Annotated in this window: 13 protein-coding genes; 9 read left to right on the plus strand and 4 right to left on the minus strand. The window is 69.3% G+C overall.

The window, feature by feature from the left end:
* Positions 1–20 precede the first annotated feature (20 nt).
* Both ACFFJD_RS12315 and ACFFJD_RS12320 read right to left on the minus strand, forming a co-directional pair.
* Positions 21–998, minus strand: a complete 978-nt coding sequence (locus tag ACFFJD_RS12315) for a Dyp-type peroxidase (RefSeq protein ID WP_382364536.1) — start codon at positions 996–998, stop codon at positions 21–23.
* 97 nt (positions 999–1,095) lie between these two features.
* Positions 1,096–2,058, minus strand: a complete 963-nt coding sequence (locus tag ACFFJD_RS12320; protein WP_382364538.1) for an alpha/beta hydrolase — start codon at positions 2,056–2,058, stop codon at positions 1,096–1,098.
* 238 nt (positions 2,059–2,296) lie between these two features.
* Here ACFFJD_RS12320 and ACFFJD_RS12325 point away from each other — a divergent pair, with 238 nt between their 5' ends.
* Complete coding sequence (locus ACFFJD_RS12325; RefSeq protein ID WP_382364540.1) at positions 2,297–3,961, plus strand: FAD-binding dehydrogenase; 1,665 nt, start codon at positions 2,297–2,299, stop codon at positions 3,959–3,961.
* A 22-nt stretch (positions 3,962–3,983) separates the two neighbouring features.
* On the opposite strand, the gene pgfA is transcribed toward ACFFJD_RS12325, so the two are convergent.
* Together pgfA and ACFFJD_RS12335 are read right to left on the minus strand one after the other, a co-directional pair.
* On the minus strand, positions 3,984–5,534 hold the full coding sequence (gene pgfA, locus ACFFJD_RS12330; protein WP_382364542.1) for a cell envelope lipid trafficking protein PgfA: 1,551 nt from the start codon (positions 5,532–5,534) through the stop codon (positions 3,984–3,986).
* A 10-nt stretch (positions 5,535–5,544) separates the two neighbouring features.
* Entirely contained in the window at positions 5,545–6,915 is a 1,371-nt protein-coding gene (locus ACFFJD_RS12335; protein ID WP_382364649.1) for an ABC1 kinase family protein, read from the minus strand.
* A 94-nt stretch (positions 6,916–7,009) separates the two neighbouring features.
* On the opposite strand from ACFFJD_RS12335, the gene nadB reads away from it, so the two are divergent.
* The 8 genes from nadB (at position 7,010) to ACFFJD_RS12375 (ending at position 15,989) form a co-directional block, all read left to right on the plus strand.
* Positions 7,010–8,623, plus strand: a complete 1,614-nt coding sequence (gene nadB, locus ACFFJD_RS12340) for an L-aspartate oxidase (RefSeq protein ID WP_382364544.1) — start codon at positions 7,010–7,012, stop codon at positions 8,621–8,623.
* Between the two features lie 28 nt (positions 8,624–8,651).
* Positions 8,652–9,608, plus strand: coding sequence for a hypothetical protein (locus tag ACFFJD_RS12345; RefSeq protein WP_382364546.1), 957 nt, complete (start codon positions 8,652–8,654; stop codon positions 9,606–9,608).
* A gap of 121 nt (positions 9,609–9,729) precedes the next feature.
* Positions 9,730–10,020 carry a metal-sensitive transcriptional regulator gene (locus ACFFJD_RS12350; protein WP_382364548.1) on the plus strand — a complete coding sequence of 97 codons (291 nt, stop codon included), beginning with the start codon at positions 9,730–9,732 and terminating at the stop codon, positions 10,018–10,020.
* Positions 10,021–10,073: 53 nt separating this feature from the next.
* Positions 10,074–10,277 carry a heavy-metal-associated domain-containing protein gene (locus tag ACFFJD_RS12355; RefSeq protein WP_382364550.1) on the plus strand — a complete coding sequence of 68 codons (204 nt, stop codon included), beginning with the start codon at positions 10,074–10,076 and terminating at the stop codon, positions 10,275–10,277.
* The gene (locus ACFFJD_RS12360; protein WP_382364552.1) at positions 10,274–10,444 is read left to right on the plus strand and encodes a hypothetical protein; all 171 of its coding nucleotides are present in this window, start codon (positions 10,274–10,276) and stop codon (positions 10,442–10,444) included. Before ACFFJD_RS12355 ends, ACFFJD_RS12360 begins: the two co-directional genes overlap by 4 nt.
* On the plus strand, positions 10,431–12,725 hold the full coding sequence (locus tag ACFFJD_RS12365) for a heavy metal translocating P-type ATPase (RefSeq protein ID WP_382364554.1): 2,295 nt from the start codon (positions 10,431–10,433) through the stop codon (positions 12,723–12,725). Before ACFFJD_RS12360 ends, ACFFJD_RS12365 begins: the two co-directional genes overlap by 14 nt.
* A 21-nt stretch (positions 12,726–12,746) precedes the next feature.
* Positions 12,747–14,216 (plus strand): FAD-binding protein, encoded by a 1,470-nt coding sequence (locus tag ACFFJD_RS12370; protein WP_382364556.1) that lies wholly within the window; start codon positions 12,747–12,749, stop codon positions 14,214–14,216.
* Between the two features lie 240 nt (positions 14,217–14,456).
* The gene (locus tag ACFFJD_RS12375) at positions 14,457–15,989 is read left to right on the plus strand and encodes a Re/Si-specific NAD(P)(+) transhydrogenase subunit alpha (protein WP_382364558.1); all 1,533 of its coding nucleotides are present in this window, start codon (positions 14,457–14,459) and stop codon (positions 15,987–15,989) included.

Consider the following 15,989-nt stretch of genomic DNA (forward strand, 5'->3'; position numbering starts at 1 on the left):
TCTTGTGGGTTGGTCGAGGGTCAGCTTCGGGCGCGCAGGCTGCCGATGCCGAGCGAACCGTCGGTCGACGGGGCGGGCGGCAGCGCGTCCAGGAAATCGGCGGGCGGCGCGAAGAACTGGGCGCCGGTGACCGCGGTGGTGAAGTCGAGCAGTCGGTCGTGGTTGCCGGGCGGATCGCCCAGGAACATGTTCTCCAGCATGGCTTCGGTGGTCTCGGGGCTGCGCGAGTAGGCGATGAAGTAGGTGCCGATGGGGCCGTCGCCGCCGATCTGGCCGTACGGCATGTTGTCGCGCACGATGTCGATCTCGTTGCCGTCGGCGTCCTCGATCACGTTGAGTGCGATGTGCGAGTTGCTGGGCTTCACGTCGTCGTCCATCTCGATGTTCTCCACCTTGCTGCGCCCGATGGCGGCTTCCTGCTCGGCCACCGACAGCCCATCCCAGGCGGCCAGGTCGGTCACGTAGCGCTGCACCGTGACGTAGCTGCCGCCGGCGAAGGCCCGGTCCTCGGGGCCGACGGTGATCGCCTCGATGGCTTCCTGGCCCACCGGGTTCTCGGTGCCGTCGACGAAGCCGATCACATCGCGCAGATCGAAATAGCGGAAGCCGTGGACCTCGTCGGCGGTGCGGACGGCATCGCCGAGTCGGCGGCTGAACATCTTGCCCACCTCGAAGCACAGGTCCATCTGGTCGGACTTGAGGTGCAGCAGCAGGTCGGCGGGGGTGGCGGGGGCGGTGTGCACGTCGCCCTCGAGCTGCCGGAACGGATGCAGCTGCGCCGGGCGCGGCCCGGTGAACAGGCGATCCCAAGCCTCGGAGCCGATCCCGATGATCGCCGTCAGAGCGGCGTCGGGTTGACGAGAGCCCACCGAGCGGGTCAGGCCGGCCAGATCGGCGATCGCATCGCGCACGGCCGCTTCGCCACCGGGCTCGATGGTGAGTGTCAGAAAAATGGCATAGCGGGTCTTACGGGTCAGAATCGTTTGTCCGGTGGTCACGCATCCAGCCTAGCCGGGGATACCGACGGCGGAGGCCGGGTGATCTGTGACGATCACCCGGCCTCCGCCGTTGCTGTGAAGTTCTAGAGCCGACCGATCAGAACAGTGCCGGACGGAAGGTCTTGACCCACGACTCCTTGAAGCGGGCCTCCCAGTAGTCCCACCAGTGCGAGCCGTCGGGGCTGATGTGGGTGGTGAGGCGGACGCCGGGGACGGTCGCCAGGCGGCCGATGTACAGCTGGCTGCTGGTCGACGCGGCGACCTCCAGCGGAATCATCTGCGCGAACTTGACCGGGTTGAAGGCGCCGTTGCCCGGCGTCAGCGAGCCGTCGTAACGGCTGCCCATGCCGGTGCCGGACGAGACGTAGACGTGCTTGCCTGCGAGGTTGCCCGCGGTCAGGAACGGATCGTTGGCGGCCCACTGGCCCAGCGGGTAGGTGCCCCACATGTTGGAGGGGTTGCCGCCCATCTCGGCGACCGAGGCCTGGATGCCCTGGGTGAAGCCGGGCATGGTGACGGTCGGGTAGCCCGAGTACGAGGCCACGGCGTCGTAAAAGCTCGGGTGGCGCGAGGCCAGGTTCAGCGCGGCGGTGCCCGACATGGACAGGCCGGCGATCGCGTTGCGACGGTTGTCCGACTTGTGCTTGTTCTTCATGTAGGCGGGCAGCTCGCGGGTGAGGAAGGTCTCCCACTTGTTGACGCCCAGGGCCGGGTCGCGCTGCTCCCAGTCGGTGTAGAAGCTGCCGCCGCCGCCGAACGGAATGGCCACGTTGGTGCCCTTGCCGTTCATGTATCGGGCGACGTTGGTCTCGATGAGCCAGCCGCTGTTGTTGCGGGGGGCGCGCAGGCCGTCCAGCAGGTACAGGGTCGGCGCATTCGCCTTGCCAGCGCTGACGATGCAGACCGGGATGTTCCGGTTCATTGCCTTGGAGCGAACCTGCTCCACGTTGCAGCCGTTGGCGGCCTCGGCGGTGGGAGCAGTGATTGCGGCGGCGCCGCCGAGAGCCGTGGCGGTGGCCACGGCGACGGCGAGCAAGCGCTTACGGGCGCTGGAAAGCATGCAAAATTCCTTAACTGCGATCTCGGCCGCGAACGGCCTAGGTCGTGGGCTAACACAGAGTACTAGTACCTAGAGCCCGCGTACGAGTCGAAGAGTAACGGACCGATAACGGTGACGCAATAAGGTGAGGCCTCGGAGCCTGCGCCTATCCTGTGCAGCAGGACACATTCGGTGTGCCGAGGAGATCTCGCGACCCTTCGACGAGCTTGGGGGCGGGCATGTGCGGAAGGAATCTGCTGTGAGCGGAGAACGACAGGTCGATGCGGTGGTCGTCGGCGCGGGCTTAGCCGGGCTGGTGGCCACCTACGAACTGACGCAGGCGGGGAAGAAGGTCGTGGTCGTCGACCAGGAGAACCGCAAGAACCTCGGCGGCCAGGCGTTCTGGTCGCTCGGCGGACTCTTCCTGGTGGACAGTCCGGAACAGCGCAGGCTCGGCATCAAGGATTCGCCGGAGCTGGCGATGCAGGACTGGCTGGGCTCGGCCGGATTCGACCGCGAGGACGAGGACTTCTGGCCGCGCCAGTGGGCCAGCGCCTACGTCGACTTCGCGGCCACCGAGAAGCGGGACTATCTGCACGCCCTCGGCCTGCGTTTCACCCCGGTGGTCGGGTGGGCCGAGCGCGGCGGCGGCTTCGCCGACGGCCACGGCAACTCGGTGCCGCGCTTCCACCTCACCTGGGGGACCGGGCCGGAAGTGGTGCGCGTATTCCTCGAACCGGTGCTGGAGGCGGAGAAGAAGGGATTGGTGGAGTTCCGGTTCCGCCATCGCGTCGACGAGCTGCTCCTGGAGGGCGATACCGCGGAGGGTGTGTCCGGTGCGCTGTTGGAGGAAACCGACGCCGAGCGCGGCGTCGCCAGTTCGCGTACCGAGGTGGGACAGTTCGAACTGCGGGCGCCCGCGGTGATCGTCACCAGCGGCGGCATCGGCCACAACCACGACATGGTGCGGGAGAACTGGCCCACCGAACGCCTCGGGCCCGCGCCCAAGCACATGATCGCCGGTGTGCCCGCCTACGTGGACGGCCGGATGCTGCGCATCTCGGAGGCCGCCGGGGCGAACCTGGTGAACCGCGACCGGATGTGGCACTACACCGAGGGCATCCACAACTGGGATCCCATCTGGCCCGACCATGCCATCCGCATCATCCCGGGACCGTCGTCGCTGTGGCTGGACGCCGACGGCAACCGGCTGCCCGCACCGAACTTCCCCGGGTTCGACACCAACACCACCATGAAGGCGATCCTGGACACCGGCTACGACTACTCGTGGTTCGTGCTCACCGGCGACATCATCGCCAAGGAGTTCGCGCTGTCGGGTTCGGAGCAGAACCCGGATCTGACCGGCAAGTCGTTGGCGACCGCCGCCAAGGCGCGCCTGGCCAAGGGCGCCCCCGGTCCGGTCAAGGCGTTCATGGACCACGGCGTGGACTTCGTGGTGCGCGACACCCTGCCGGAGCTGGTGGCCGGCATGAATGAGATCGGCCGCGGCGGGCACATCGACCTGCAGAGCCTGGAGCGCACGCTCTCTGCCCGGGACACCCAGGTGGAGAACGGCTACGCCAAGGACGCGCAGATCATGGCCATGCACAATGCGCGGAACTACTTGGGCGACAAGGTGGTTCGAGTGGCCAAGCCGCACCGCATGCTCGATCCCGAGCACGGCCCGCTGATCGCGGTGCGCCTGAACATCCTGACCCGCAAGACGCTGGGCGGGCTGGAGACCAACCTCGACGCCCAGGTGATGCGGCCCGACGGCAGCGGCTTCGCCGGGCTGTACGCGGCCGGCGAGGTCGCCGGTTTCGGCGGCGGCGGCGTGCACGGCTACAACGCGCTGGAAGGAACCTTCCTCGGCGGCTGCATCTTCTCCGGCCGTGCCGCGGGGCGCGCGGTGGCCCGACTCTGAGAGCCGGGCCCGCCGGACCGGGTCACCGGTCCGGCGTCGGCTCCTCCGGCGGGACCGGGATGTCGGCGATCGGATTGCCCTCGATCGGGGCGAATCCGTCGGTCGGCCGCTGCGGCAACGGCGGCAGTTCCAGGTCCGGGAGGGGACGGAAGGAGATGGTGTCGGCCATGGCGTCGATCGGTCGGCCCCAGTAGTCGGGGTCGTGGACCGGGGGCTCCCCGTCGATCGGCGCGTCGGTGACCGGCGGTGCCGTGACCGGGGCCGTGACCGCCGCGGGGGTCACGATCGCTTCGGTCGGCAGGGCCGCCCGGTCGTCGGCGAGCGGCTGCTCGTCGAGCGCGGGACCGCCGGTGCGCGGATCGACGTCCGGGGCGTCGCCGCCCCCGTTCCCGCCGTCCCCGTTCGTATCGTCCCCGTCGCCGTCCGACGGATCCCCGCTCTTGCGGCCGCGGAAGACCAGCAGCCCCCACAGCGCCAGCAGCATGGCGCCGAGCACACCCAAGATGATGGGCACGTAGGTGCCGCCCCACTTGAGCAGGTTGACGTACTTCTGTGCGCGCTGGACCTGTTCGGCGACGGTGGTCTCCGACCACTGGAAGTTGCCGTTGAGCGCATCCATGCGGAACTCGCTGATCGCGGCGGGCACGTCGTCGCTGTCGTCGACCGCGCGGAAGTACTGGCGCTGCTCCTCGTAGCCGTCGACGATGGTGCCGGTGATCGGCTCCACGTAGACGTGCCGTTCGGCGGTGGCGAAGCGGTGCATGGTGATCATCCGGCTGGGTCGGATGCCGCGACCGGAGATGCCCCACCACTTGGCGGGCATGTTCAAGATGGTGCCGAGCGGGGCCTCGCCCTGCGGGTTCGGCAGGTCCGACAGGTCGGTCTCGGGGACCTCGGTCTGGAAGTGGTACACCGTCAGGCCGTCGATCGTCTTCTCCTCGACGAAGCTGGCGACCGTGTCCTGGCGGGTATTGAGGTCGTAGTAGTAATAGTCCTGCTTCTGCACGTCGAAGCCGAACTTGTACTGGAAGCCCTTGCGGTCTTCGAGCTCCACCGAGACGTCCTCGAGCGGGACGCCCTCGGGGTCGGCCTCCAACTGCAGCGAACTCACCGCGCCGTTGGGCACGGAGGTCTTGCGGTTCACCGAGACCCGGTCGACGCTCGCGGTCAGCAGGCCGTCGGAGCACTTGCGTTCGGCGTCGGCGGGCGCGACCGTCGGGACGGTCTCCTTGCCGCCGCGGCCCTCGACTCGGTCGATCAGCACCGTCTGCGCGGACTGCAGCGTCGCCTGCTCGGCATCGGACGGTTCGACGATGAGGGAACGGCGCTGCTGAACGAGGTTCACGTTCAGCTGCGCGGCCTTGGACTTGGTCACCGAGCAGCGGTCGAAGATCACCGCCGGGAACCGGCCGGCGGACTCGCCCGGGGCGGAGACGGTGCTCGCATCGGAGGTGATGTCCAGGTCCAGCGGCACCACCTTGAGCTGGCCGACCAGGTAGGTGGGGATGGTGATCGCGGCAGCGATGCAGGCCAGGCCGAGGAAGGCCAGCAGGGCCATCGCGACTCGTCTCATGGGTTACAGCCTATGGGTTCGCGCGGTCTGCGCGGCGATCCCGCTCGGCTTCTTTCATGATCGAGGCCATATAACCGTAGATTTCCCGGTCGGCGATCGCCTTCCAGCGGGGAGCCAGCAGCTTCATGTACTTCTCCACGTACAGCAGCTGTTTGCCCACCAGCACCAGTTCGCGGGGGAGCCGGGCGTCGTGCGCCTTGGCCACGGCGGCGAGCTGGCGGCCCAGGTCGGTGTAGCTCATCGACCCGAGTTCGGTGGTCGACAGCGGCGCTGTGACCTTCTTCAGGTCGGCACCGCCCTGGGCCGTGGAACCGGGGCGGTGCACGGCGCCGAGCAGGAAGATGGCGCGACCGGCGGAGTCGTAGTCCTGTTTCACGATCAGGTCCACCACCAGCTGGCGCAGGATGCGGCGGGTCCGGGCGTCGAAGCGTCCGACGATGCCGAAATCGAGCAGGACCAGCGTGCCCTCGTCGTCGACGAGGACGTTGCCGGCGTGCAGGTCGCCGTGGAAGAGCCCGCCGTGGAACGCCGAATCGAGCAGGGACAGCAGCAGATTGCGGCAGAGCGCCTCGCCGTCGTGACCGGCCGCGCGGACGGCGGCGGCGTCGTCGATCCGGGTCGCGTAGATCCGTTCCATGGTCATCACGCGCGCCGTGGTCAGGTCCGGATACACCTTGGGCACGCGCACCCGGGAGCCGAACGGGCCGGGCTGCAGACACTCGAACCACTCGACCATGGTGGCGGCCTCGTTGCGGAAGTCGAGTTCGGCGTTGAGGCCGTCGGCGAAGTCCTCCACGACGTGGCGGGCGCTGAGCATGCGCCCGTACTCGGACATCTCGACCAGCCCGGCGAGGCGTTCGAGGATCGCGACGTCGGGGGCGAGGCGGTCGGCGATGCCGGGGCGCTGCACCTTGACCACGACCTCCTCGCCGGTGTGCAGCGTCGCGGTGTGCACCTGGGCGATGGAGGCGGAGGCGATCGGCGTGTCGTCGAAGGTGGCGAAGACGCTGGAGGCGGGTCGGCCCAACTCCTCTTCGAGGATGCGGTGCACCTCGGCGGTCGGCGCGGGGCGGACCTTGTCCAGCAGCGACTCGAACTCGTTCGACAGCGCCGGGCTGAACACGCCGGGGCTGGAGGCGATCAGCTGACCGAGCTTGACGTAGGTGGGGCCCAGGTGCTCGAAGGTGGTGCGGACCTCGCGGGCCACATTGGCCGGACCTGGCAGTTCGCCGCGGGTGAGACTGCCTGCCGAACTCAGCAGCAGGCGGCCGACGCCCCTGGCGGCGTGGGCGGCGGTGGAGGTGAACCGGGTCACCTCGGTGGCGGTCGACACCGTGGGCAGCTGTTTCCGGTCGAGTCCGTCAGCAGGCGTTTGGGTCATCACGATTCCGGAGTGTAGTCGCAGGTACGCTGGGGCCTAGTTTTCGATTGTGGGTCGATAACTGGCATTTCGGTGGCGAAAGGCAGGTGACGCGATGAGCGATGAAACCCGGGCAGACCTGGTGGTGGTCGGCGCAGGAGTGGCCGGATTGACCGCGGCGCTCTCGGCCGCCGAAGCCGGACTTCGGGTGGTGGTCCTGAACAAGGGGCGCCGGTGGCGCGCCGAAGATCCCGATCAGTCCACCTCGACCTATTACGCGCAGGGCGGTATCGCCGTGGTGCTGCCGGACAACGATGAGGACAGTGCCGAGCTGCACGTGGCCGACACGCTGGCCGCGGGCGCCGGCCTGACCGAGTCGCGGCCGACCGCCGAGATCGTCGGCGCGGGCTGGGCGGCGATCTCCCGATTGATCGGCTGGGGTGCGCGGTTCGACACCGGCGACGACGGGCATTTCCTGCGTACCCGGGAGGGTGGCCACTCGGTGCGCCGCATCATTCATGCGGGCGGCGACGCGACCGGCGCCCAGGTGCAGGCGGCGCTGGAGGCGGCGCTGGCGGTCTCGCCGGTGGTGGTGCACGACGAGGCGCGGGCCGTGGAGGTGCTGACCGGCGCCTCGGGTCGTGCGGCGGGCGTGCGCTACCGCACCGAGCGCGGCGACGCGGTGGTCTGGGCGCCGACCGTGCTGCTCGCGACGGGCGGCGTGGGGCACCTGTACGCGGCCACCACCAATCCGGCCGGGGCCACCGGAGACGGTCTGGCGCTGGCGCTGCGCGCGGGAGCCGCGGTCGCCGACCTGGAGTTCGTCCAGTTCCACCCCACGATGCTGTACGTGCCCGGGGCGCGTGGGCGTCGCACACTGGTCAGCGAGGCGCTGCGCGGCGAGGGCGGCCGCCTCGTCGACGCCGAGGGGAACTCGGTCACCGCCGGTGTGCACCCGCTGGGGGATCTGGCGCCGCGGGATGTGGTGGCGCGCGCGGTGACCGCCGCCATGGCCCGCACCGCTGCCCCGTGCGTCTTTCTCGACATCACCCCGATCGACGAGGTGCAACGGCGGTTCCCGACCGTGATGGCCGGGGTCCGGGCCGCGGGTGTCTCCGCCGAGGACGGCCTGCTGCCGGTGGTTCCGGGCGCGCACTACCTGTGCGGCGGGGTCGCCACCGATGCGTACGGCCGCACCCGCGTGCCGGGGCTGCTGGCCGCAGGCGAGGTGGCCCGCACCGGGTTGCACGGGGCCAACCGACTGGCCTCCAACAGCCTGCTCGAAGGCCTGGTGATGGGTCGGCGTGCCGCTCAGGTCGCGTTCGACCGGCGCGCTGAATCCGCGGAGCCGGTGCCGGTGGGGGCCGGTGACGACCTGCCCGCGGTGGATCGGGCGGCGTTGCAGGACAAGATGTCCGGCTCGGTGGCGCTGCTTCGCGACGCGCGGGGCCTGGCCGACGTCGACCGATTCCTGCGCGGTGCGCCGCCGCGTCCGCAGGACTCTCGCGCCGACACCGAAGATGCGGCACTCACCCTCACCGCGCGGGCGGTGGTGGCCGCCGCCGTGGCGCGTGAGGAGTCGCGCGGATGCCACTATCGCGCCGATCACCCGGAGTCGTCGGCGGACGCGTCATCTCGGGCTTTTCTGCTCCGCGATGGCGATTTGGTGATTGACTCGGCCTGGGTGGGGTCCTGGCGCGACGTCGGTGCAGGTTCGTACACTGCTTGACGAGTACACGGAAAGTAGGTGGCCGTCGATGCCGCAAGACCGTTGCTGGTCCTCGATCGTGACCGGCCCCGCTGATCGGGCGGCCCTGCGAATCGACATGGAAGTCACGTGGCCGATCGCGTGCGAGCTGCCGAACGGGCATCGCGGGCCGCATGCCAGCGACGGCGGCCGGGGCGGACCGGGGCGGCGTCGTTGGATGCTGTGGGACGACTTCGCGCGGACTCCGCGCACGGCCCGTGATCTCGAGGCGTGTCGCGAGCGCTCCATCGACAATGCGTCGTGTCGGCTGTTCGACGGCCACGGCGGCGCCCACGCGTTTCCCGCGCCGCGTCCGGCGCCTGCTCGATCGTTCTACCAGGGGGCGGACATGGCCAAGCAGTCGAAGAAGCCGAAGTCTTCCGCGGGTGCGCACGAGGCGAAGCCGCCGCGTCCGGCGGTCGAGCCGCCGATGTTCGACGCGGCGCCGATGCGACCGCTCGCCGAACCCGCGCGGCCGATCGCCGTGCCGGAACCGCCGGCGGCACCGACACCCCCGGCGGCCGAGCCGGTGCCGACATCACCGCCGGCCGAGCCGGCACCGACATCACCGCCAGCCGAGCCGGTACCGACGGAGCCTGCGCCCGCCCCGGAAGCTCCGGTGGCCGAGCCCGCCCCGACGCCGCACGGGCGCAGCTCGATGATCCAGATCAATGAGTACTCGGACATGACCCGCACCTCCCTGGTGGAGGTGATCGGACCCGACGGCAGTGCGCGCACGGTGATCGCACCGGTCAGCGCGGTACCGGCTGCCGCAGCACCGCGCCATGCCACCACGACGTCGATCACCGGGTCGCTCGCCGACCTGGAAGCGGCGACCGTCGAGGCCGCCGTCGCGGCCGCCAAGCTCCCGGACGGCGAGAGCCTGGTGCGCCAGCAGGTCGGGGAGGCTCTGCGGGAAGTCGCGCAGGCGCTGTCCAAGCTGGCCGAAAGCCTCGATCCCCGCTAGTCCCGCGCGGTCGGTGCCGTCGCCTTTTAGCCGATGATTAATGCCCCTACCGGGTATGGGTTGACAGGGTCGCGATGCCGGTCGCATACTGCTAGGGGGTATCGACGAGGAGCAGGTCAAGATGAGTGGCAACCACGGGTACATCGCCGACAAGGACGCATACGTCCGGCGCCTGAAGCTGATTGAGGGGCAGGCGCGGGGACTGCAGCGGATGGTCGACGACGAGGCCTACTGCATCGACATCCTCACCCAGGTGACCGCCATGAAGCGGGCCTTGGAGTCGGTGAGCCTGGAGCTCCTGCGCGACCACATGGGCCACTGCGTGGTCAATGCCGCCCGCGAGAGCGACGAGGCCGCCGACGAGAAGATCGACGAGGCGATGAAGGCCATCGCCCGACTGGTCAAGAGCTGATCGCCGACGAACCGTCCCCGACCGTCACGAGGAATCTCCCGAGAGGAAAAACAATGAGCGTCAAGAACATCACCGTCACCGGCATGACCTGCAACCACTGCGCGATGTCCGTCCGCGAGGAGATCGAAGAACTCGCCGGCGTGACCGACGTCCAGGTGGATGTGGCCTCCGGTCGCGTGCAGATCACCAGCGATGCCGACCTAGACGATGCCGCGGTGACCGCCGCCGTCGTCGAGGCCGGCTACCAGCTCGCATGACCTCCACGGCCGCGCGGATCGGCGTCTTCGTGGCCGGCCTGCTCGCTGTCTTCGGCATCGCCTTCGGCGTCGGCAGCGCGGTCGGGCCCTGGGACGTCGACCCCGCGCCTTCCCACAGCACTCAGCACAACGACATCGAGACGGAAGTGTCCCATGACGGCCACTGATATCGCCGCGCTCACCAGCGCCGCCACCGCTCGCGAGATCGACCTCGAGCTGACCGGCATGACCTGTGCCTCCTGCGCCAATCGCATCGAGCGGAAACTGAACAAGCTCCCCGGCGTCAGCGCCGTGGTGAACTATGCGACCGAACAGGCGCACGTCGAGTTCCCGGACACGGTGACGCTCGACGACCTGGTGGGCACGGTGCAGGCCGCCGGATACGACGCCGCGCCCGTGCCCGAGCCGTCCGCGGCCCCGGTGGCGGGCGTCGACAGCGTCGACCCGGCCCCCTCGCGCGCCCAGGTGGAAGTGGCCGAGCTGCGGCAGCGACTGCTGATCTCGGCGGTGCTCACCATCCCGGTGATCGCGGTCGCGATGATCCCGGCCCTGCAGTTCACCAACTGGCAGTGGTTCTCGCTGACCCTGGCCGCGCCCGTCGTGGTCTGGGGCGCGTTGCCCTTCCACAAGGCCGCGTGGATCAACCTGCGGCACGGCGCCACCACCATGGACACCCTGGTCTCGGTGGGCGTCACGGCGGCCTTCGGCTGGTCGCTGTACGCCCTGTTCTGGGGGATGGCGGGCACACCGGGCATGGTGCACGGCTTCACGTTCATCGCCTCGCGCGGGGACGGGGCCTCGCACATCTACCTGGAGGCCGCGGCGGGCGTCACGACCTTCCTGCTCGCCGGCCGCTACTTCGAGAAGCGGTCCAAACTGCAGGCCGGCGATGCGCTGCGCGCGCTCGCCGAGGTGGGCGCCAAGGACGTCACCGTCCTGGTCGACGGCCGGGAGAAGACCATTCCGATCGGCGACCTCGCCGTGGGGCAGCAGTTCGTGGTGCGCCCGGGCGAGAAGATCGCCACCGACGGTGTCATCGTCGACGGCGCCTCGGCGGTGGATCAGGCCATCATCACCGGCGAATCCGTGCCCGTGCAGGTGCAGGCCGGCGACAAGGTGATCGGCGGCACCGTCAACGCCGACGGCCGCCTGGTGGTCACCGCCGCCGCGGTCGGCGCGGACACCGCGCTGGCGCAGATCTCCAAGCTGGTGGCCGATGCGCAGACCGGCAAGGCGCCGGTGCAGCGGCTGGCCGACCGAGTGTCGGGTGTCTTCGTGCCGATCGTCATCGCGATCGCCGTGGGCGTCCTGGGCTTCTGGCTCGGGGTGGGCGGCGGCTCGGTGCTGGCGTTCACCGCCGCGGTCGCGGTCCTGGTGATCGCTTGCCCCTGCGCCTTGGGTCTGGCCACGCCGACGGCCCTGATGGTCGGCACCGGGCGCGGTGCGAAGCTGGGCATCCTGCTCAAGGGGCCCGAGGTGCTCGAGTCCACGCGGCAGGTCGACACGATCTTCCTGGACAAGACCGGCACCGTGACCACCGGCGTGATGGCCGTGCAGGACGTGCTGCCGGCGGCCGGTGTCGCCGCCGACGAACTGCTGGCCCTGGCCGCGGCCGTCGAGGCGGGCTCGGAGCATCCGATCGGGCGGGCCATCGTCACGCAGGCCGACCAGCGCGGACTGACCGCGCCGGCCGCCTCGGACTTCACCAACCTGGCCGGGGCCGGCGTGATCGCCACGATCGACGGGGAGTCGGTCGCCGTGCGCGGCCCGCGCGACGTCTCGGCGCCGTTGACGCCCGACCTGACCGAGCGGATCGCCGCGGCGCAGGCCGCCGGCGGCACCCCGGTGATCATCACGCGGGGCGAAGGCGCGCGGGAATCGGTGGTCGGCGTGATCGTCGTCGCCGACGAGGTGAAGCCGACCTCGGCCGCGGCCATCGCCCAGCTCAAGAAGATGGGTCTGACGCCGGTGCTGCTGACCGGTGACAATCGCGGAGCGGCCGAGCACATCGCCCGGCAGGTCGGCATCGATCAGGTGATCGCCGACGTGACCCCCGACGGCAAGATCGCCGCGATCGCGGCCAAGCAGGCCGAGGGGCACGTGGTGGCGATGGTCGGTGACGGCGTGAACGACGCGGCCGCACTGGCCGGTGCCGACCTGGGCTTGGCGATGGGGACCGGGACCGACGTGGCCATCGAGGCCAGCGACCTGACCCTGGTCCGCGGCGATCTGTGGTCGGTGGCCGACGCCATCGCGCTCTCGCGGAAGACCCTGCGCACCATCAAGACCAACCTGTTCTGGGCCTTCGCCTACAACGTCGCGGCCATTCCGCTCGCGGCGGCCGGGTTGCTGAATCCGATGATGGCCGGTGCCGCGATGGCACTGTCGTCGGTGTTCGTCGTCGCCAACAGCCTGCGACTTCGGGCCTTCCGTCCGGTGTCTCGCTAGAACATGTTCTAGTCTGGGCGCATGAGTGGATTGGACCTTCCGGAGAACATCAACATCGCCGACGTCCCCGAGTTCGGGGAAACCGTCGACGTCTTGGTCCTCGGTGCGGGTATGGGCGGGTGCTGTGCAGCACTCGAAGCCGCCCGCACCGGGGCGTCGGTACTGGTGCTGGAGCGCTCGGCGGCCGCCGGCGCCACCAGCTGCATGGCGGGCGGCCACTTCTACCTCGGCGGCGGCACCGCGGTGCAGGAGGCCACCGGCCACACCGACAGCCCCGCCGAGATGGCCAAGTACCTGACCGCGGTCTCGCCGGATCCGGAACCGGACAAGATCACCGCCTACTGCGAGGACAGCGTCGAGCACTTCAACTGGCTCGAAGCCCTCGGTTTCCAGTTCGAGCGCAGCTTCTTCCCGGACAAGGCGGTGATTCAGCCGCAGACCCAGGGGCTGATGTACACCGGCAACGAGAAGGTGTGGCCGTTCTACGAGATCGCCGTGCCCGCACCCCGTGGACACAAGGTGCCCGTCCCCGGTGACACCGGCGGCGCCGGCATGGTCATCGAACTGCTCGTCAAGCGGCTGGCCGACGAGAACGTCGAGATCCGCTACGAGACCGGTGGACGTCGCCTCGTGGTGGACGAGGGCCCGGACGGGCAGCCCCGCGTGGTGGGCGTCTACTGGAAGAACACCGACGGCGCCGAGGGCTTCATCCGGGCGAACGCCGTGGTCATCGCGGCCGGCGGGTTCGTGATGAACCCGGACATGGTGGCCGAGTACGTGCCGAAGCTCGCCGAGAAGCCGTTCACACTGGGCAACACCTACGACGACGGGCTCGGCATCCGCATGGGCGCGGCCGTCGGCGCCGAACTCAAGCACATGCACGAGCAGTTCATCACCGCGCCGGTGTACCCGCCGTCGATCCTGCTGACCGGTTTGATCGTCAACGCCGAGGGCAAGCGCTTCGTCGCCGAGGACTCCTACCATTCGCGCACCTCGGGCTTCGTGATGGATCAGCCGGGCGCCAAGGCCTTCCTGATCGTCGACGAGGCGCACATGGAGCGTCCCGACTTCGCGCTGGCGCCGTTCATCGACGGCTGGGAGACCATCGACGAGATGGCCGACGATCTGGGCATGGAGCGGTCGGTGCTGAACGCGACGATCGCCCGCTACAACGAGTACGCGGCGCGCGGCGAAGACCCGGACTTCCACAAGACCGCCGACTTCCTGGCGCCGCAGGACACCGGCCCGTGGGCAGCGTTCGACATGACCCTGGGTAAGGCCCTGTACGCCGGTTTCACGCTGGGCGGGATGGCCACCACCGTCGACGGCCAGGTCCGACGTCCGGACGGTTCGACGATCGCCGGGCTGTACGCCGCCGGCGCCTGCGCGGCGAACATCGCGCAAGACAGCAAGGGGTACGCCAGCGGCACCCAACTCGGCGAAGGTTCGTATTTCGGGCGTCGCGCCGGAAGGCATGCCGCCGCACAGTGACCTAGGTAACGCGGCGGCAGTGCCGTCGATGGCACGTGTTATCTTTTTGCCACGTTTTAACAGCGGGAGCGATGCCTCACCAGGCTGCCCGTGACCTGACGTATCCAGCCTGCAGCGACGTGTGTCACCCTTGCCGTTCGCTGCGCGGAGGCTGGTGGTGGTCCCGGTCTGGGATTTCACTGGACTTTTGGCGTACAGGATTTAGGTGTTCAGAAACATGAGTGTGGGAGAGGCAGTGACATGCTGATCGGTATCCCCCGGGAGACGAAGGCGGGCGAGACTCTCGTCGCGGCGACGGCCAAGACCGTCGCTCAGCTGCAGCAACTCGGGTACGACGTGATCGTCGAAGCCGGTGCGGGCCTGCTCGCCGAACAGCCGGATGCGGCGTTTGCGGAGGCGGGCACCCGAGTCGGTTCGGTCGACGAGGTGTGGGCCGCGGACATCGTCGTGAAGGTGAATGCGCCGAGCGACGACGAGATCGCCCGAATGCGCCGCGGTGCGGTGCTGATTTCGATGATGGCGCCCGCGCGCGATCCGGAACTGGTGCAGAAGCTGACCGACGCAGGCATCACCGCGCTGGCCATGGATGCGGTGCCGCGTATCTCGCGGGCGCAGTCGATGGACGTGCTGAGTTCGATGGCCAACGTCGCGGGTTACCGCGCCGTGGTCGAGGCGGCGCACGAGTTCGGGCGCATGTTCACCGGTCAGGTGACCGCGGCGGGCAAGATTCCGCCGGCGCGCGTCTTCGTCGTCGGCGCCGGTGTCGCCGGTCTGGCGGCCATCGGTGCGGCCTCGGCGATGGGTGCGGTGGTCCGTGCCTTCGACGTGCGGCCCGAGGTGGCCGAGCAGGTCGAGTCGATGGGCGCCGAGTTCGTCCACGTCGACTTCGAAGCGGAGAAGTCTGAGGACGGCTACGCCAAGGAGATGACCGCCGAGCAGGAAGCGGCGACGGCCTCGATGTACGACGAGGAGGCGCGTGCCGCCGACATCGTCATCACCACGGCGCTGATCCCCGGTCGCCCGGCACCAAAGCTGCTGAGCGCGGAGACCGTGGCCGGAATGAAGAACGGCTCGGTGATCGTCGACATGGCGGCCGCCAACGGCGGCAACGCCACCGGCACCGTCACCGACGAGAAGACGGTGACCGCCAACGGCGTCACCATCCTCGGCTACACGGATCTGGCCGGTCGTCTGGCCGCGCAGACCTCGCAGCTGTACGGCACCAACATCGTCAACCTGATGAAGCTGCTCACGCCGGGCAAGGACGGCGAGCTCACGCTCGACATGGACGACGTGGTGCAGCGCGGTATCACCGTCGCCCGCGACGGCGAGGGCATGTGGCCCCCGCCGCCGGTGCAGGTCTCAGCCGCACCCAAGGCCGCTGCCGCGGAGCCGGCGCCGGTCGCGCCGCCCAAGGAGCCGATGTCGGCGGGCAAGAAGATCGGTCTGGTCCTGCTCGGGATCGTGGCGTTCTTCCTGGTCAACGCCTTCGCTCCGGGTGACATCCCGCAGCACTTCACCGTGCTGATGCTGGCCATCGTCATCGGTTACTACGTGATCGGCAACGTGGCGCATGCGCTGCACACGCCGCTGATGTCGGTGACCAATGCGATCTCCGGTGTGGTGATCGTGGGTGCGATTCTGCAGTTGGCGACCGACAACGTCACCGTGCTGGTGCTGTCGACGATCGCGATTCTGTTCGCCTCCATCAACGTCTTCGGTGGCTTCGCCGTGACCCGTCGCATGCTGGCCATGTTCAGCAAGGGGGCCTGA

Origin of the sequence: Gordonia phosphorivorans (assembly GCF_042432625.1) — a bacterium.
Taxonomy (GTDB): domain Bacteria; phylum Actinomycetota; class Actinomycetes; order Mycobacteriales; family Mycobacteriaceae; genus Gordonia; species Gordonia phosphorivorans.